This is a genomic window from Bordetella genomosp. 7 (genome assembly GCF_002261415.1).
Classification (GTDB): domain Bacteria; phylum Pseudomonadota; class Gammaproteobacteria; order Burkholderiales; family Burkholderiaceae_B; genus Bordetella_A.
Genome location: NZ_NEVI01000022.1, coordinates 1 through 15,302, shown reverse-complemented (window position 1 = coordinate 15,302; position 15,302 = coordinate 1). Strand labels below are relative to the sequence as shown.

Below are 15,302 nucleotides of genomic sequence, written 5' to 3'. Positions count from 1 at the left end.
TCTCCTTTGTTGGTATGAGGTCGCGGCAGGTGCGTCGCCTTAGCCGTCGAATTGGTAGAGCATGGCCGGGTTCTCCACGAGAATGCGGTAGAACGTGGCGGCATCGCCCGCCCACCTGCGCAGCGCATCCAGCACGGCGGCAGAATCCACGTCGAAAGGCGGGCTGATGTCGCGGGGGTCGGCGCGCACACCGGGCTGCGGATGCGGCCAGTCGCTGCCCCATACCATGCGGTCGGCGCGGGTGCGTATGAACTCGCACGCCAGCGGTTCCATGTCGCTGTAGCCCGGCGCCTGCGACAGGCGATACGGGGCCGACAGTTTGACGTAGGCATTGCCCTCGGCCACCAGCGCAAGCACGTCTTGCAGGCCCGGCTGCTGCAGGCCGCCGCGGGCGGTCGCGCCCGCATAGTGATCCAGCACCACGGGTACCGGCAGGGCGCTCAACACGGGCGCACAGGCGGCCAGCAACGGCAGGTTCGCGTAGATCTGCACGTGCCAGCCCAGCCGCGCCACGCGCGCCGCCGTCGCGCGCAGCTGCGCCGTCGCCGTGTCGGCATTGCTGGCCTGGTCGATTTCCAGATTGACGCGCACGCCGCGCACACCCAGTGTGTGCATGGCATCCAGTTCGGAATCGGTCACGTTTTCGTCGATCACCGCCACCCCGCGCGCGCGTCCCGGCCCCAGCACGCGCAGCCCATGCAGTGTCGCGGCATTATCCGCGCCGTAGACGCTGGGCTGCACGATAACCACGCGGTCTATGCCCAGGGCGTCGTGCAGCTCGATCAGTTGCGCTATCGAGGCGGGCGGCGGCGTATAGCGCCGCACCTCAGCCCACGGATAGTCATGGGGATCCAGGAACACGTGGGTGTGGCTGTCGCAAGCGCCCGGCGGTAGCGCAACGGACGGAGAAGTCAATGTCATGGTCGATGCAGGGCCGCGTGTGATGTGGGTTCTGGCACCATAGCGCCGCCTCGCGCTTGCGGGAATGCCTGCGCGGCGCGGGAATTTCATGTCGTGAACTTTGTTTGCTTTCTGGCCAGGATTGCCGGCATTTCCCGCGTCGACGCATTGTTGAGTGCCGTTGAATTCACAAGCCGGACGCGCGGCATTTATCCGATGACGCCCGCGTGCCACCATGCCGCCCATGGCGTGGCATCGAAGGCGCGCCTGTCCGGTTATTCATCTTCAAGAGGCGACAGACATGACGACTTCTACGCCGGCCCGGCACACCGACGCCGACGCCCAGGCGCCAACTGGCGCGCGCTTGCTGTTTCCGGGGCTGGAGCGCCTTTATCACCGCGCCGAACCCTGCCTGTACGCGTTGCTGCGCCTGGCCTTCGGCATCATCATGCTTACCCATGGCCTGCCCAAGGCATTGGGCATCCCGCACGGGTCCATGGCCGACCCGATGGCAGGGTCCATCAACCTGATCCGCAACGTCATGGGGCTGCCGTTTGCGCCGCAGCTGGCGTTGCTGGTCATGCTGCTCGAAACGCTGGGCGCGGTCATGTTGGCCATCGGCCTGTGGACTCGTCCGGTCGCGCTGGCCATTGCCGTGCAGATGGCGGGCATCTGTTATGCGCTCGGCCCCACTTGGCCATGGATCGACCGCGGCATCGAGTTCCCCGTGCTGATGCTGTTCCTGGCGCTGTATATTGCGGCGCGCGGGGGCGGCCGCTATGCTGTGGACCGGAAAATCAAGTATTCCCTATGATCTTCGCGAGATTCGCGCTGGCCGTGGGCGCGTCGCTGCTCACTATCGCCTGCACGTCACCGGCGGGTCGCTACGATGCCGTCCGGCAGGTTACGTTCGAGGCCCACCGCCAGGATGCCCTGCGGGCGCTGCAGCAGCGGCGCCACTTCCAAAGCAACGATCGCGCCGCCGAGCTGGCCTGGAATGCGCCTCGCGAATGGCGTTCCGCCCGGCCCGCGGATAAAGGCATATTGCTGGTGCACGGCCTGGGCGATTCGCCGTGGTCGTTCCACGATATCGGCGAACAGCTTGCGGCGCGCGGGTTCCTGGTGCGCACGGTTTTGCTGCCCGGTCACGGCACCCATCCCGCCGACCTGCTTGACGTCACTCTCGAAGACTGGCGGCAGGTGCTGGCCGAACAGGCGCAGGCGCTGCGCAAGGAAGCCGCCCAGGTCTACCTGGGCGGGTTTTCCACCGGCGCCAACCTGGTGGTGGACTATGCCTATGCGCACCCGGACGTCGCCGGCCTGCTGCTGTTTTCGCCGGCATTGCGCTCAAATAGTGCATACGATTGGCTGGCCCCCTGGATAGGCTGGGCGCGTCCCTGGCTGCGCGAGCCCGATGGTGTGCGGCCCATGCAGAACACCGTGCGATACCTGACGGTGCCCACTAATGGTTTCGCCCAGTTCTACCGCAGCAGCCAGGCGGCGCGCCAGGCGCTTGGCCGCGCGCCCTACGGCAAGCCCGTGCTGATGATCGTGGCCGAGCATGACTCCGTGCTCGACAGCGCCTACCTTGCAGAGGTGTTCCGGACGCGGTTCACCCACCCCGCCAGCCGGCTGGTGTGGTATGGCGGCGAGCGCGCGGAATTCGCGCGCGACCAGCGTATCCTGGTTCGCCCCGACTACCTGCCCGAACGGCGAATCAGCCAGTTTTCCCATATGGGGCCGCTGTTTTCACCAGCAAATGCGCTCTATGGCGATGCCGGCAGCCTGCGCATATGCTGGAACGGGCAGGCCGAAGCCGAGCATGCCGCGTGCGAACAAGGCGCGCCCGTATGGTTTTCGGATTGGGGATACCGCGAAGAAGGCAAAACCCACGCGCGCCTGACATTCAACCCCTACTTCGATTGGCAGGCGCAGGTCATGGCGCAGGTGCTGGATGTTTCCGGGCGCGGCGTGGCCGCGGCCCTGCAGGGCGGAACCTGAGGCGGCTCCGCCTTGCGCGGCCTGCTCAGTTGGCCTTCAGGCCGGCCTCGGCGATCACGGGCGCCCACTTCTGGCGTTCATTCTGCGCAAAGTCGCCCAGATCCTTCGGCGTGCCGCCCGCGGGCACGTGGCCCAGCGCCAGCAGGCGCTTTTGCACTTCGGGATCCTTCAGGATCTTTGCAAGCGCCTGGTTCAATGACTGGATGGCTTGCGCCGGCGTGCCGTGGGGCGCATACATGCCGTTCCAGGCAACGACCTCGAATCCCTTGACGCCTTCTTCGGCGACCGAAGGCACGCCGGGCAGCAAGGGCGACGTCTTCAGGGACGTCACTGCCAGCGGCTTGAGCTTGCCGCCGTCGATCTGCGCCGACACTGCGCTGATCGTATCCACGCCCAGACTTACCCGGCCGCCGATCAGATCGGTCATCGCCGTCGCCGAACCCTTATAGGGAATGCCGACGATCTTGGTTTCCGTCTGCTTTTCCAGCAGTTCCAGCACCAGGCGGGCCGTGGTGCTGGGCAGGCCCACGTCCACGCCGTCCGGCTTGCTCTTGGCCGCCTTCAGTACGTCGTCCAGCGATTTGTACGGAGACTCCGGACGCGTGACGATCACCATGGGGAACGTGCTGACCAGCATGACCGGATCGAAGTTCTTGGCCGGGTCGAAGTTCAGCGTGCTGAACAGATACTGGTTGAGCACGTGCGTTCCGTTCGTGCCCATCAACAAGGTGTATCCGTCGGGCTCGGCGCGCGCGACCTCGGCCGTGCCGATGTTGCCACCCGCGCCCGGGCGGTTCTCGACGACAAACGGCTGGCCCAGTTCCTTGGCCAGGCGCTCGGACAAAAAGCGCGTGGCCACGTCCGTGCCTTGCCCGGCCTGGTACGGCACGATCACGCGCACGGGCTTGGTGGGATAGGTATCGGCCCATGCCGTTGAACAAAAAGAAACCGCTGCGATGAACAAGGCACTCAATCTCTGTTTCATGAACGTCTCCCGGTGGAATTATTGGCTTGTTGTAGATCTGAAACGACTGCGTCACACGACTGGGTACTGCCGGGCAGCACGCCGCTTTCGCGCAGGTGCGCGATGGCTACGGCGGACAGGCCCGCTTGCTGCAAGACTTCATCGGTATGCTGGGCAAAGCCGGGTGGATTGCCGCCCGGTTGGCCCGGCGTGCGATACAGGCGGTTGGGCAAACCCACGCCGCGGTAGCCGTCGCGCTGCACCAGCATGCCGGCCGCATGCGGCTGCTCGAACGCTTCGGGCACGCTGTTGACGGGGCCCGCAGGCACGCCCAGCGCCATCAGTTCCTTGCACAGCGTCTGGCGGCTGCGCCCGGCCAGCGCCGCTTCGATGGCCACGCGCAGGGCGTCGCGGTGGGCCAGGCGGTCGGCATTGTGCGCGTATCGGGGGTCCGCAAGCACGTCGTGCAGGCCCAGGTGTTCACAGAAGCGGCCGAACTGTCGGTCGTTCAGAATGCCCAGGAAAATCTGCCCGTCCCGGCAATTGAACTTGTCATAGGGCGCGATATTGGGATGCGCACTGCCCATCTGGCGTGGCGCCTGCCCCGAAGCGAGCCAGTTGGCGGCATGCGGCACCAGCAAGCTCAGGGCGGTATTGAACAGCGTCGCCTCTACGCGCTGGCCTCGTCCGCTGCGGCTGCGCTCGACGATCGCCATCAGAATGGCCGTCATGGCCGTGTAGCCGGTCAGGTGATCGACGATGGGAATGCCGATGCGCGTGGGTCCGCTGGTGTTCTCACCGTTGATGCTCATCAACCCGCACATCGCCTGCAGAATGGCGTCGTAGCCGGGAAGGCCGCCCAACGGCCCGTCTTCGCCGAAGCCGCTGATGGTGCAGTACACCAGGCGGGGAAAGCGGGGCGCCAGTATCGTGTCGTAGTCCAGCCCCCAGCGGCGCATGGTGCCGGGCAGGAAATTCTCGACCAGCACGTCGGCATCCTGCAGCAGCGCAAACAAGACATCGTGCGCGCCGGGTTGGGTAAGGTCCAGCGTAATGGCCCGCTTGCCACGGTTCACAGAGCCGAAGTAGGCGGCATTGCCGTCGTCGGCGAACGGCGGCCCCAGCGTGCGGGTCTCGTCGCCCAGCGGAGGCTCAACCTTGATGACATCCGCCCCGTTGTCGGCCAGCATCTGCGTACACAACGGCCCGGCCAGAACGCGCGACAGGTCGATAACTTTCAGCCCTGCAAGCGCGCCGCCATGGTGTTCGGAAGCGTCGAACATGATCGCACCCTCACAAACGTAAGACCCCGGCCAGCCCTGGCCGGGGAGAAAAGGGGCCGTGGTTCAACCGCGCGCGGGCAGCTCTACGACGCCGGTGCCCAGCACGGACAACTCGTTATCCTGGTTGCGCGCCTCTTGCTCGATTTCCACCAGGTGCTTGCCGTCTTCTACGTACTTGCGCTTGACGCGCGCCTTGAAGAACAGCATGTCGCCCTCGGGGTTGTGGCGGCGGATCTTGCAGTACGACTTGCGCAGGAACCCGTCGTCGCCCATCCAGTTGGTCAGCTGGTGCGTCAGCCAGGAATTGCGCTCGGGGCCGTAGTCGTACGCGCCGGGCGCGCCCACTTCCAGGGCGAAATCTTCTTCCCAGTGCACACGCTCCGGCACGTCGGGGATGCCGAACCGGTTGGTGATGCCCACGCCGGGGTGCGCGTCGATCAGTTGCCATGCCAGCTTGTTGGCGCGGATGTACAGGCCGCCCCAGCCCTGTGCGTAGGCGATGAAGCCGGTCACCGTCATGGGGCCCTTGAAAAGCACCGGGAGTTCTTCGCCTTCTTGCACGTCGTCCCAGTAGCGGGTGTTGGCGCCGCGCACTTCTTCCTGCGCATACAGCTGATAGGCGGCGCGGATCTCTTCTTCGGTGTAGCGGCGCGGCTCGCGGGCGCGCACTTCTTTGTACTTGCTGCCCTGTTCGCGGGCGTGGTCGCGCTCGGTGCGGAAGCACCAGCTGTCGGCTTCGGCAACCTTGTCGCCTTCCTGGTTGAAGAAATCCACATGGTAGATCTGCTGGAGCGCGCGGCCCGCAAAGCGCGTCTCGTGCTCGATCAGGTCTTTAAGATAGGCTTCGGTGCGGATTTCGTCGTTGCGGCGTACGGGCTTGTGCCAGGTCCAGTCGGCCCCCGACCACATGGCGTGCACGCCGGGCAGGCCGCCCACGTATCCGGAAACGATGCGGCTGGTGGCAAACAGAAAGCTGGGCAGGGCGATGATGCCGCCATAGCGGGTGTTCTGCGCGTATTGCGGGTCGCACCACAACGGGTTGTCGTCGCCAATGCCGTGCGCATAGTGGCGGATGTTGTCGCGCGTGGCCTCGTAGCACCAGGGTTCGGCCGTGGCGCCGATCTTTACGCCGATGCGGGCGCGCAGCTCGTCCAGGCCGCGTTCGGTGATCTTGGGAAAACTGCGTGCGGTTTCGGTCTTGGTCAACATGGTGTCTCCGTGTCCTCTCTCGAATTAATGTTCGGCAACGGCCGCGCGCTGCGCCGCTTCCTGGTCGCGCAATTTCTTGCGGTGAATCTTTCCTGCCGGGGTCTTGGGCAGTTCCGCCACGAACACCACCTGGCGGGGATACTCGTGCTGGCTCAGCTGCGTGCGTACGCCGTCCTGGATTTCGCGGATAAAGGCCTCGTCGCCTGGCCTGCGTGCGACTACGAAGGCCTTCACGACCTGGCCGCGCACGGCGTCGGGCACGCCGATGGCGGCGGCCTCTGCCACGTCGGGGTGTTTCAGAATGGCGTCTTCGATCTCGACGGCGCTCATGGTCCAGCCGGCCGAGATAATCACGTCATCGGCACGGCCGCCATGCCAGAAGTAGCCGTCTTCATCCGTGCGTCCCAGGTCTTTGGTGGGCACCCATTCGCCGCGCCGCCAAACCTTCAGTTCGCCCGTTACGCCGGGCGGGCAGGGGGCGCCGCTGGGATCCTGCACTTGCACGCGCAGGCCCGGCACCGCCTTGCCCAGCGAACCCGGCTTGACCTTGAAGTCCGGCGCGCCGGGGTAGCTGACCAGGCACACGCCGATTTCGGTAGTGCCGTACATGCTGCAGGCCGGCCGGCCGAAGGTGGCCTGCACGAATTCCGCCGTTTCACTATCGATGGGCTCGCCCGTGAAGGACAATTTCTGCAGGTAATACTGGTATTGGCCGGCCGCGCCCGAGTTGCGCATCATGCGGTAATGCGTGGCCGCCGCCGACAGATTGTTGAAGCGGTGGTCCTGCAAAGCCTGCAGCAGGCGTTCGGCGTTGTACTTGCCCGAATAGGCGCCTATGGTCACGCCCAGCGCCAACGGCGCCAGCGTGCCATGCCACAGCCCGTGCCCCCATGCCGGAGACGACGGGCACATATAGCGGTCGCCCGGCCGTATGCCCGTGCCGTACAGCGCGGCCAGCATCAAAGTGACGATGGCGCGGTGGCTGTGCCTGACGGCGTCCGGAAGCTCGCGCGTCGTGCCTGACGTGTACTGGAAGATGGCCAGGTCGTCCGCACGGCTTTGCGTCTGGAAGTGATCGGGATACTGCCCGGGCGGCGGAATCAGGTCCTGGTCCGCGACCACCACCTCCAGGTTCGGCAGCGACGGTACTTGCCCGGCCTTTTCGGCGTTGGTGATCAACAGGCGGGGGCGGCAGTCTTCGATGCGCAGGCGGATGCCGTCCGGCCCGAACAGCGTGAACAAGGGAACGGCGATGGCGCCCATCTTGATTGCGCCGAACAGGGCTACGTAGAACTCCCGCGACGGCTCCAGCATCACGGCCACGCGGTCGCCCGGCTGGATGCCGCGCGCCACCAGTGCATGAGCAAAGCGCGACGATTCGCGCGCAAGTTCGTCAAAGCCCAGCACTTCGTCATTGCCTGACGCACGCACCAGGATCACGGCCGGCCGGCCGCTGCCTGCGTGGCGGTCGATGCATTCATGCGCGATGTTCAGGCGCTCGCGGTCGCCATCGAACAATTCCCACAGCCCGGACGGCGTGCAGTGGGTTTGCGCATCGGCATACGAAAGGTAGTCCGTCAACTTTGCCATGGCGCCTTGTCTCCTCAATCGTGTCGGGCAAACTTTGCGCCGCCCGAATAAAATTGTCAATAGCGTTCTAAAATTGTATATGTACAATTATAGGAAATGCAGCATGCGTCCCGGAATTCCTGATCTCGCGCGGCCGGCGTATCCTTGCCAAAGTTTTGTACGGAGACAGAATCCGCATGAGCGAAACCAAACCGGCGAAAGCCCCGTCAGGCCCGCGCATCCGCGAGGTGCCCGCCGTATCGCGCGCCATTGCCATCCTGCGCCTGCTGGGCCGCGGGCAGGGGCCCATGACCCTGAAGGCCATTGCCGAAGAACTGGGCATGGTCACCAGCACCTGCCTGCACATCTTGCGGGTGTTGGTCAGCGAAGGGCTCGTCAAGGTCGATGGCAGCAGCAAGCGCTACAGCCTGGGCGTCGGCATGCTTGCGCTGGCGCGCAACGTCCTGGAAACCAGCCCTTTCCCCAGCCTGGTCCAGCCGGTGCTGGACAAGCTGGCGCAAGAAGACAACATCACGGCCATAGGCGTCGAGATCACGGGCCTGGACCACATGGTGGTGCTGGCCTTGTCGCGTTCGCGCGCGCCGTTTCGCCTGCACGTCGACGTGGGCAGCCGGTTTCCCGCGCTGCTCAGCGCCACGGGGCGGCTGGTTGCCGCCTACGCAGACATCGACGACGCCGAACTCGAACGCCGCTTCAAGTCACTGCGCTGGGATCAGCCGCCCGACATGGAAGCCTGGCGCAAAGAAGTCGACACTGTGCGTCGCAAGGGTTTCAGTATCGATCGCGGCAACTACATCGACGGCGTGGCGCTGGTGGCCGTGCCGGTCTTCGATGCACGCGGCCGTCTCAGCCATTCATTGGTGGGCGCGGCGCTGGCCAACCACATGAGCGCCGCGCGGGCGCTGGACCTGGCCAAGCGCATGCAGGCCGAGGCCGAGGCGCTGTCGCAGATGATGGCCAGGTAAAGCAACGTATTTGGCGCCGCACATATCCAGGGAGCGAAAAATGGCCGGGGCAGACACAGAAGCATGGTTGCAATCCGAGGGCTGGGCCCCGCGTACCGGCAAGGGGTTTTCGCAGCTCGTCGGCCCGTTATGGACGCGGCGCGAAGCCGACGGCTGGGCATACGGGCTGCTTGCCAGCGACGCGCACGCCAACCCCGCCGGGCTCGTGCATGGCGGCCTGATCGCGACATTGCTCGACCATGCACTCAGCACCATTGCCTGGGACGCCATGGCACGCCAGCCCTGCGTGACGGTGCAGCTCGACACCCACTATCTTGCCGCTGCCCGCCCCGGGCAATTTCTGGCCGTGCGCGGACGCGTCATGCGCAAGACGTCCAGCCTGGTGTTCATGCAGGGGGAACTGCAGGCCGATGGCGAAATCATCGCCAGCGCGCAGGCGATGCTCAAGCGGACAGGCTCCCCCGGATGATTCAGTTGGCCGCAATACCTGCGGTCTGCACCACCTTGGTCCACTTGGCCAGGTCATCTTTCACGATCTGCCCCAATTCCTGCGGCGAGCGGTAGCTGGCATTAGAGCCTTGCTCGCGCATGGCCGAGATAAAGGTGTCTGATGTGATGACCTTCTCCATCGCGCCAGAGAGTTTCTGCACGACCTCGTCGGGCATGCCCGCTGGCCCGAACACCGAGAACCACGCTTCAAGCTGGAAATCGGGCAGGCCGGCCTCGGCCGTGGTGGGAATATCGGGCAATTGAGGATGACGCTGCGCACTGGTGATCGCCAAGGCGCGCAGCGTGCCTGCCTGCAGGTGCCCCATTGCCGTGGGGGGCGTGGTGATGAACACTTCGATGCGCGATGCAATCAAGTCCTGCATGGCAGGCGCCGCGCCGCCGTAGGGCACGTGCACCATATCCGTGCCGGTGGTGATCTGGAAAAGCTCGCCGCCCAGGTGCTGGATCGAGCCCACGCCCGACGATGCGAAGTTGAGCTTGCCCGGGTTCTTCTTGGCCAGGTCGATAAGGTCCTGAAGCGACTTGGCGGGCGAATTGGCCGGAACCAAAATCAAGTGGGGCCCGCGTATCACTTCCGCAATCGGCGTGAAGTCCTTGACCGGATCCCACGTCAGTTGCTTGGTCAGCACCGGGTTGCCGGTATGGAATCCCTCATACGACAGCACCAGCGTATAGCCATCCGGCGCCGCGCGTGCAACCTGGGCATTGGCGATGCCCCCGCTCGCGCCCGGCCGATTCTCGACTACAACCGTCTGTCCGAGCTCGTCGGTCAATTGCTTGGCAAGGGCCCGGCCTGCAATGTCCGTGGTGCCGCCCGCCGCAACCGGAATGAGCAGGGTAATCGGCCGGTTCGGGTAATCGCTGGCGGCGGTCGCCGTCGATATCGCCACCAGCCCTGCCGATACCGCCAAAATCCGCATCATCTTCTGCAGCATGCTTGTCTCCCGTTGATCTTTTCGGCATCGCGGCCTGCCGCTGGCCGACGCTTGGGAGATTATGCATAGCCATGGCCTGGCGGCCTATGTTCCAGCACGTTTAGCAGCTATGCCTGCCCGGCCTAGCTTGCGGCTACGGCAAGCCCCGCAAGTGCAGGGCGACAGGCGCCGCCTTGATGGCTTGTTGCAGCGCCGGCCGCAGCCGGTCGATCACCAGCCGGCCCGCCCTGGTCAATGGCCGATTGAGCGAGGTGGCAATCGACAGGCGCGTGCTCAGGTCCGGCGTGCAAAGGGGAATCGCCTCGAGCTGGCCCGCGACCACCTCGCGCATTACGGCCGGCATCGCCAGCACCGTATGCGCAATGCCCGCCACGGTTACCTCTTTCATCAGGCTGAGCGTGTCCAGCTCGTACGCCACATCCAGCCGGATGCCCTGTTTCGCCGCGGCCGCATCCAGCACCCGGCGCAATCCGTGCGTCTGGCTGGGCAGGGCCAACGGCAGGCCCGCCAGCGAGCGCACCGGGAAGCTGCGGGGCCGGGCGCGCCCGGTCTTCGGGCTGCGGCCTGCGGACGAAACCAGGAACAGCCGGGCGTCCAGCAAAGGGTCGACCGCGATATGCTGGGACCGCCGCGCCTCGTGCAGGATGGCGATGTCCAGCCGCCCATCGGATAGCCATTCATGCACGTAGCCGCTATAGCCGGTCAGGAAATTGAGCTTGACGCCGGGCGCTGCGTCGCGCACCGCCTGGATCAGCGGCAGCCCCAACAGCACCATCATCGTGGGGGTCAGGCCCAGCGTGATAGAGCCCGTGACCGGTTGCTGCGCCGACCCCAGCCCCTCGCTCGCCTGCGCCAGCTGCTGCAGCAGCGGCCTGACGCGTTCCGCATACAGCCGGCCTTCGGGCGTCAGCGTCACCCCGCGGCCGTGGCGGTAGAACAGCCGCACCCCGCATTCGCTTTCCAGCCGCTGCACCTGGCGGCCCAGCGCCGGCTGCGCAATCCCGATGACACTCGATGCCCGCGAGAAACTGCCGTGGTCGGCCACCAGCAGAAAGTACTCCAACCGCGTCAAATCCATGGAAGCCCACCGGTTCAATGAACTGCCAATAATATGCCGGAATAGTTTATGCCCGTGAATTGCCAGGCCAGAAAGGTATAGCTGCTATGCCCCGCCGCGCATTGTCATGGCGGGTTCGTATTCCGGACAATGTTTGCCGGATCCGCGCCCCCGCGCGGCACTCGAACCCGCTCCACGGCCGTATATGAACGCAACTTCCTCGCACGCCCTGTTGAACGTCTTTCGCGCCAACCAGATCGACCGCGTCTTCCTGGTGCCCGGCGAAAGCTATCTGGGCGTGCTCGACGCGCTGATCGACTTTCCCGACATCGACACCGTCGTGTGTCGGCACGAAAGCGGCGCCGGGTTCATGGCGGTGGCCGATGGCCGCATCACGGGCCGCCCCGGCGTCGCGATGGTCAGCCGAGGCCCCGGCGCAAGCAATGCGGCCATCGCCGTGCACACTGCGCAGCAAGACGCCGTGCCCATGATCCTGCTTGTCGGCCAGATCCCCAAACAGGACCTGCGGCGGGGCGCCTTCCAGGAAATCGACTATCAGAAGATGTTCGGCTCCATCGCCAAGTGGGTGTTCGAGGCCACCGATCCCGGCCAGCTGGCCGAGGCCGCATTCAAGGCGATACGCGTGGCAACATCCGGCACGCCGGGGCCCGTGGTGCTCGTGCTGCCCGAGAACGTGCAGCAGCAAGTAGTAGAGCAGCATCGCTGGACCTGCACGGAACCGCGCGCCGGCCAGCCCGATGCCGGCACCCTGGCCGAACTGCGCGCGACATTGAAGCGCGCACAAAGGCCGTTGATCATCGCCGGCGGCTGGTTCGAAAGGCCAGGCGGGCGCGAGGCGCTCGAACAGTTCGCGCGCGGCTGGAACATTCCCGTGGCCATCTCCTTTCGCCGCCACGATGTTTTTCCGCCCACCCATCCCCTGTATGCGGGCGAACTCGGCCTGGCGCCCTCTGCAGCACAGATGCAGGCCTTTCGCGAAAGCGACCTGATCCTGGCGCTGGGCACCCGCATGGGCGACATTCCCACGCAGGGCTACACGTTTCCCGACCTGCCCCGCCCGCAACAGGCCTTTGTCCACTGCTATCCTGACAACGGCGTCATCGGCCAGACCTTCCAGGCCGACTTCGGCCTGGTGTGCGATCCCATCCTGCTGGTCAATGCGCTGCCGCCCGACAGCGACGCCGGCGCGCACCGCGATGCGCAATGGCTGTCCCGGCTGGCCGATAACATCAGGCAGCACGTGGCCTGGCCCGACCGCAGGCCCGAGCGGGGCGTGCCGTTCGAGAACGTGGTGCGCAGCGTGTCCGACCGCGCGCCCGACCACACGGTCATCTGCCTGGACGCGGGCACGTTCGCCGCGCCGGTGTATCGACATTTCCGCTTCCGCCCGCCGCAACGGCTGCTGTCTCCGCTGGCAGGCGCCATGGGCTACGGCACACCGGCCGCCATCGCCAACGCGCTGCGGCGCCCCGACACCAGGACCATCTGCATGGTGGGCGACGGCGGCTTCATGATGACCGGCAACGAAATGATCCTGGCCGCGCACCGCCGGCTGCCTGTGCTGTTCATCCTTTCCAACAACGACGCCTACGCCTCGATCCGCATCAACCAGGAGCGCGAATACCCGGGCCGCGTCAGCGGAACATCGTTGTTCAACCCCGATTTCGTCCAGATCGCCCAGGCCTTCGGCATGCCGGCCTTTCGCATCGAGGACGCGGCACAGGTCGATTCCACGGTGGAACGGGCGATGGCCATGGATGGACCGGTGTTTATCGAAGTGCGTACCGACCTTGGGGTGAGCTTGCCATCAAGTCAATGAGCTACACCGCCTGCCAGATTGACGTGCCGATCACCGTCAGAATGGCGAGCACCAACAGCCCGGCCATCAACTTCCAGATCACCTCTGCAAGCATCGAGAACAGCACGGCGCAAAAGCCCGCGCCTGCCAGCACGCCTGCAAAGCGCGTCCATTTCGGCCAGTCGGCCGCGCCGGCGTACTGCAACCCCAGATAGGCCAGCCACCCGCCCACCGCCAGGCCGACCAGGCCGAAAAAGCCCGCTCGCGCCCGTTGGTTCTCTTGGCGCTTTGCAGCCTTTAAAGAGGCTTCACTGTCGTGGTACTCATAAGTGCCGTCCGAGCGACGGCGGCCGTAGCGTGTACCCATTGATCGGTAGTCCCTTTGCCTGCCGCCGTGGCGGCGGCCCTCGTGATGACATGACTTGTGGGTAGGGATTGTAGCGAGGGGTTACTGCATTGAATTCGACGAGGCCGTACGAGAAAAGCTACAGGGAGTTCGAGTTTTGCACGGAGTATGGCGTGCGTAGTCCAGTGAAGTATATATACTTCATTGGATGTGCATATTCTTGCTCTGAAGATGACACCAGAAGCCCAAGCGGCAGAAACAGGCATTTTCCTCAAGGCGACGCCGAAGTATATATACTTCGGCACCGCCTTGATCGGCCTCGCAAATCAGCCGGTTCGAGCCCGAACTCCGTCATCCGGGAGCGGAAAATCGCATATACTGTGAAGTATATATACTTCACAGTACGGCATGACGATGGTTGGTCTTTCACGCATTCAGATCGCCAAGCCTGACATCTTTGAGTATCTGGCTGGGCAGTCGTCGCCCGTTTTCAAGCTGACGGATCTACAGCGGATTCTGGCCGAACAGCGGCGGGGGTGGCGCCTGGCTCAACGCACCACCACGCAAGAGTTCATCTCCTTCCTGGAAAAGCAAGGCAAGCTCAAGACCCTGCGCTTTCCTTTTCCTCACCGGGCGGAAACACGCTTCGTGTGGGGCTCCGTGCCGTTGCTGGAGGTCTTGCTCACTCTCAAGCCAAGCTGTTACTACAGCCATTACACCGCTGTCCGTATGCACGGCTTGACCGAGCAAATTCCCAAGACGATCTACCTGAACCATGAGCAGCATCTCAAGAGCCAGTCCACGGGCGGATTGGCTCAGGAGCGCATCGACGCCGCATTCAAGCGCAAGGCGCGCGAGTCGAACAACGCTATTGATTTTGAAGGCGCCAGGATCTATCTCATCAATGGCAAGAACACGGACGAACTCGGCGTGATCACGGAGTCCGTAACCTATGACAGCGAAACGCCGGTCACCGTCCGCCTGACCAACCTGGAGCGCACGCTCATCGACATCACGGTTCGCCCGGCCTATGCCGGCGGAGTCTTTGAGGTACTCAAGGCTTTCCGGTTGGCTAAAGATCAACTGTCGGTCAATGCTTTGGCCGCCATGCTAAAGAAGATAGACCACACATATCCTTACCATCAGGCCATTGGGTTCTATCTTGAGCGGGCGAGCTATCGGCAAAACTTGCTGGACCTGATCAAGCGGTTTCCGATGAACTACGATTTCTACTTGGCACACGATATGGGCGACATGGACTATGTGAAAGCGTGGCGTCTATACGTCCCAAAGGGAATGTAGCTGCGCAACGAGATCAAGGGTGAACTCGAAGTAAGTGTCAAAATCCTTGAGTACAAAATTTGGGCTCATAGTTGCCTGCACGGCTGCGAAGTCTGCGCGGTGAAACTCACGATAGTGCCGGACACGTCCGAGTAGGGAAAGCGGAACGCGCTTGCGAGCGAACATCTCTGCAATGACCGTCCGGTATTCGTCCGAGGTGACGTTCAAGTTCAACATCGTGACTAAGTAGTAGATATCTACGAAGTCTCGCGCGCGTGCGCTACCGGGGCGCCCCCTGCGGATTACGGGGCCATACGGGGTTGTCAGAAATTCCGTGTTTAAGGCGGGTTAAAAATCAAACGGAAGGACGGACGAAGCGATCTTCATAGAGGATAGCAAACTGGATCATGGCCTGTTTCCAATCACGGGCCGGACGGCCCCA

The 15,302-nt window shown here is 64.2% G+C and carries 15 protein-coding genes; 6 read left to right on the top strand and 9 right to left on the bottom strand.

Going from position 1 to position 15,302, the window contains the following annotated elements; all coding sequences use genetic code 11:
• Positions 1–39: 39 nt before the first annotated feature.
• The gene (locus tag CAL18_RS16750) at positions 40–921 is read right to left on the bottom strand and encodes an amidohydrolase family protein (protein ID WP_212589911.1); all 882 of its coding nucleotides are present in this window, start codon (positions 919–921) and stop codon (positions 40–42) included.
• Between the two features lie 280 nt (positions 922–1,201).
• Between CAL18_RS16750 and CAL18_RS16745 the strand changes: the two genes are divergently transcribed.
• Positions 1,202–1,714, top strand: coding sequence for a DoxX family protein (locus tag CAL18_RS16745; RefSeq protein WP_081745659.1), 513 nt, complete (start codon positions 1,202–1,204; stop codon positions 1,712–1,714).
• A complete protein-coding gene (locus tag CAL18_RS16740; RefSeq protein ID WP_094818369.1) occupies positions 1,711–2,901 on the top strand; it encodes an alpha/beta hydrolase in 1,191 nt (396 codons plus the stop codon). The genes CAL18_RS16745 and CAL18_RS16740 overlap by 4 nt, the downstream gene beginning before the upstream one ends.
• A 25-nt stretch (positions 2,902–2,926) precedes the next feature.
• Here the strand turns inward: CAL18_RS16740 and CAL18_RS16735 are convergent, their stop codons facing one another.
• The 4 genes from CAL18_RS16735 to CAL18_RS16720 form a co-directional block, all read right to left on the bottom strand.
• Entirely contained in the window at positions 2,927–3,886 is a 960-nt protein-coding gene (locus CAL18_RS16735; protein ID WP_094797483.1) for a Bug family tripartite tricarboxylate transporter substrate binding protein, read from the bottom strand.
• Entirely contained in the window at positions 3,883–5,148 is a 1,266-nt protein-coding gene (locus CAL18_RS16730) for a CaiB/BaiF CoA transferase family protein (RefSeq protein WP_094818368.1), read from the bottom strand. Before CAL18_RS16730 ends, CAL18_RS16735 begins: the two co-directional genes overlap by 4 nt.
• 63 nt (positions 5,149–5,211) lie before the next feature.
• Positions 5,212–6,357, bottom strand: coding sequence for an FAS1-like dehydratase domain-containing protein (locus CAL18_RS16725; protein WP_094818367.1), 1,146 nt, complete (start codon positions 6,355–6,357; stop codon positions 5,212–5,214).
• Between the two features lie 24 nt (positions 6,358–6,381).
• Positions 6,382–7,947, bottom strand: a complete 1,566-nt coding sequence (locus tag CAL18_RS16720) for an acyl-CoA synthetase (RefSeq protein ID WP_094797481.1) — start codon at positions 7,945–7,947, stop codon at positions 6,382–6,384.
• A gap of 176 nt (positions 7,948–8,123) precedes the next feature.
• On the opposite strand from CAL18_RS16720, the gene CAL18_RS16715 reads away from it, so the two are divergent.
• Together CAL18_RS16715 and CAL18_RS16710 are read left to right on the top strand one after the other, a co-directional pair.
• Positions 8,124–8,912, top strand: a complete 789-nt coding sequence (locus tag CAL18_RS16715) for an IclR family transcriptional regulator (RefSeq protein WP_026638926.1) — start codon at positions 8,124–8,126, stop codon at positions 8,910–8,912.
• A 40-nt stretch (positions 8,913–8,952) separates the two neighbouring features.
• On the top strand, positions 8,953–9,381 hold the full coding sequence (locus CAL18_RS16710; RefSeq protein WP_038852128.1) for a PaaI family thioesterase: 429 nt from the start codon (positions 8,953–8,955) through the stop codon (positions 9,379–9,381).
• 1 nt (position 9,382) lies between these two features.
• Here the strand turns inward: CAL18_RS16710 and CAL18_RS16705 are convergent, their stop codons facing one another.
• Both CAL18_RS16705 and CAL18_RS16700 read right to left on the bottom strand, forming a co-directional pair.
• The gene (locus tag CAL18_RS16705; RefSeq protein WP_094797480.1) at positions 9,383–10,357 is read right to left on the bottom strand and encodes a Bug family tripartite tricarboxylate transporter substrate binding protein; all 975 of its coding nucleotides are present in this window, start codon (positions 10,355–10,357) and stop codon (positions 9,383–9,385) included.
• Positions 10,358–10,490: 133 nt separating this feature from the next.
• Positions 10,491–11,435, bottom strand: coding sequence for a LysR family transcriptional regulator (locus CAL18_RS16700; RefSeq protein WP_026638923.1), 945 nt, complete (start codon positions 11,433–11,435; stop codon positions 10,491–10,493).
• 184 nt (positions 11,436–11,619) lie between these two features.
• Here CAL18_RS16700 and CAL18_RS16695 point away from each other — a divergent pair, with 184 nt between their 5' ends.
• Positions 11,620–13,254: a thiamine pyrophosphate-dependent enzyme gene (locus tag CAL18_RS16695; protein WP_026638922.1), complete on the top strand. Its 1,635-nt coding sequence runs from the start codon at positions 11,620–11,622 to the stop codon at positions 13,252–13,254.
• A 1-nt stretch (position 13,255) separates the two neighbouring features.
• On the opposite strand, the gene CAL18_RS16690 is transcribed toward CAL18_RS16695, so the two are convergent.
• Positions 13,256–13,600, bottom strand: coding sequence for a hypothetical protein (locus tag CAL18_RS16690; protein ID WP_094797479.1), 345 nt, complete (start codon positions 13,598–13,600; stop codon positions 13,256–13,258).
• Positions 13,601–13,987: 387 nt separating this feature from the next.
• Between CAL18_RS16690 and CAL18_RS16685 the strand changes: the two genes are divergently transcribed.
• Positions 13,988–14,881, top strand: coding sequence for a type IV toxin-antitoxin system AbiEi family antitoxin domain-containing protein (locus tag CAL18_RS16685; protein ID WP_249278431.1), 894 nt, complete (start codon positions 13,988–13,990; stop codon positions 14,879–14,881).
• Here the strand turns inward: CAL18_RS16685 and CAL18_RS16680 are convergent.
• Positions 14,858–15,163 (bottom strand): nucleotidyl transferase AbiEii/AbiGii toxin family protein, encoded by a 306-nt coding sequence (locus tag CAL18_RS16680; protein ID WP_283163504.1) that lies wholly within the window; start codon positions 15,161–15,163, stop codon positions 14,858–14,860. The genes CAL18_RS16685 and CAL18_RS16680 overlap by 24 nt on opposite strands.
• Positions 15,164–15,302: the final 139 nt, after the last annotated feature.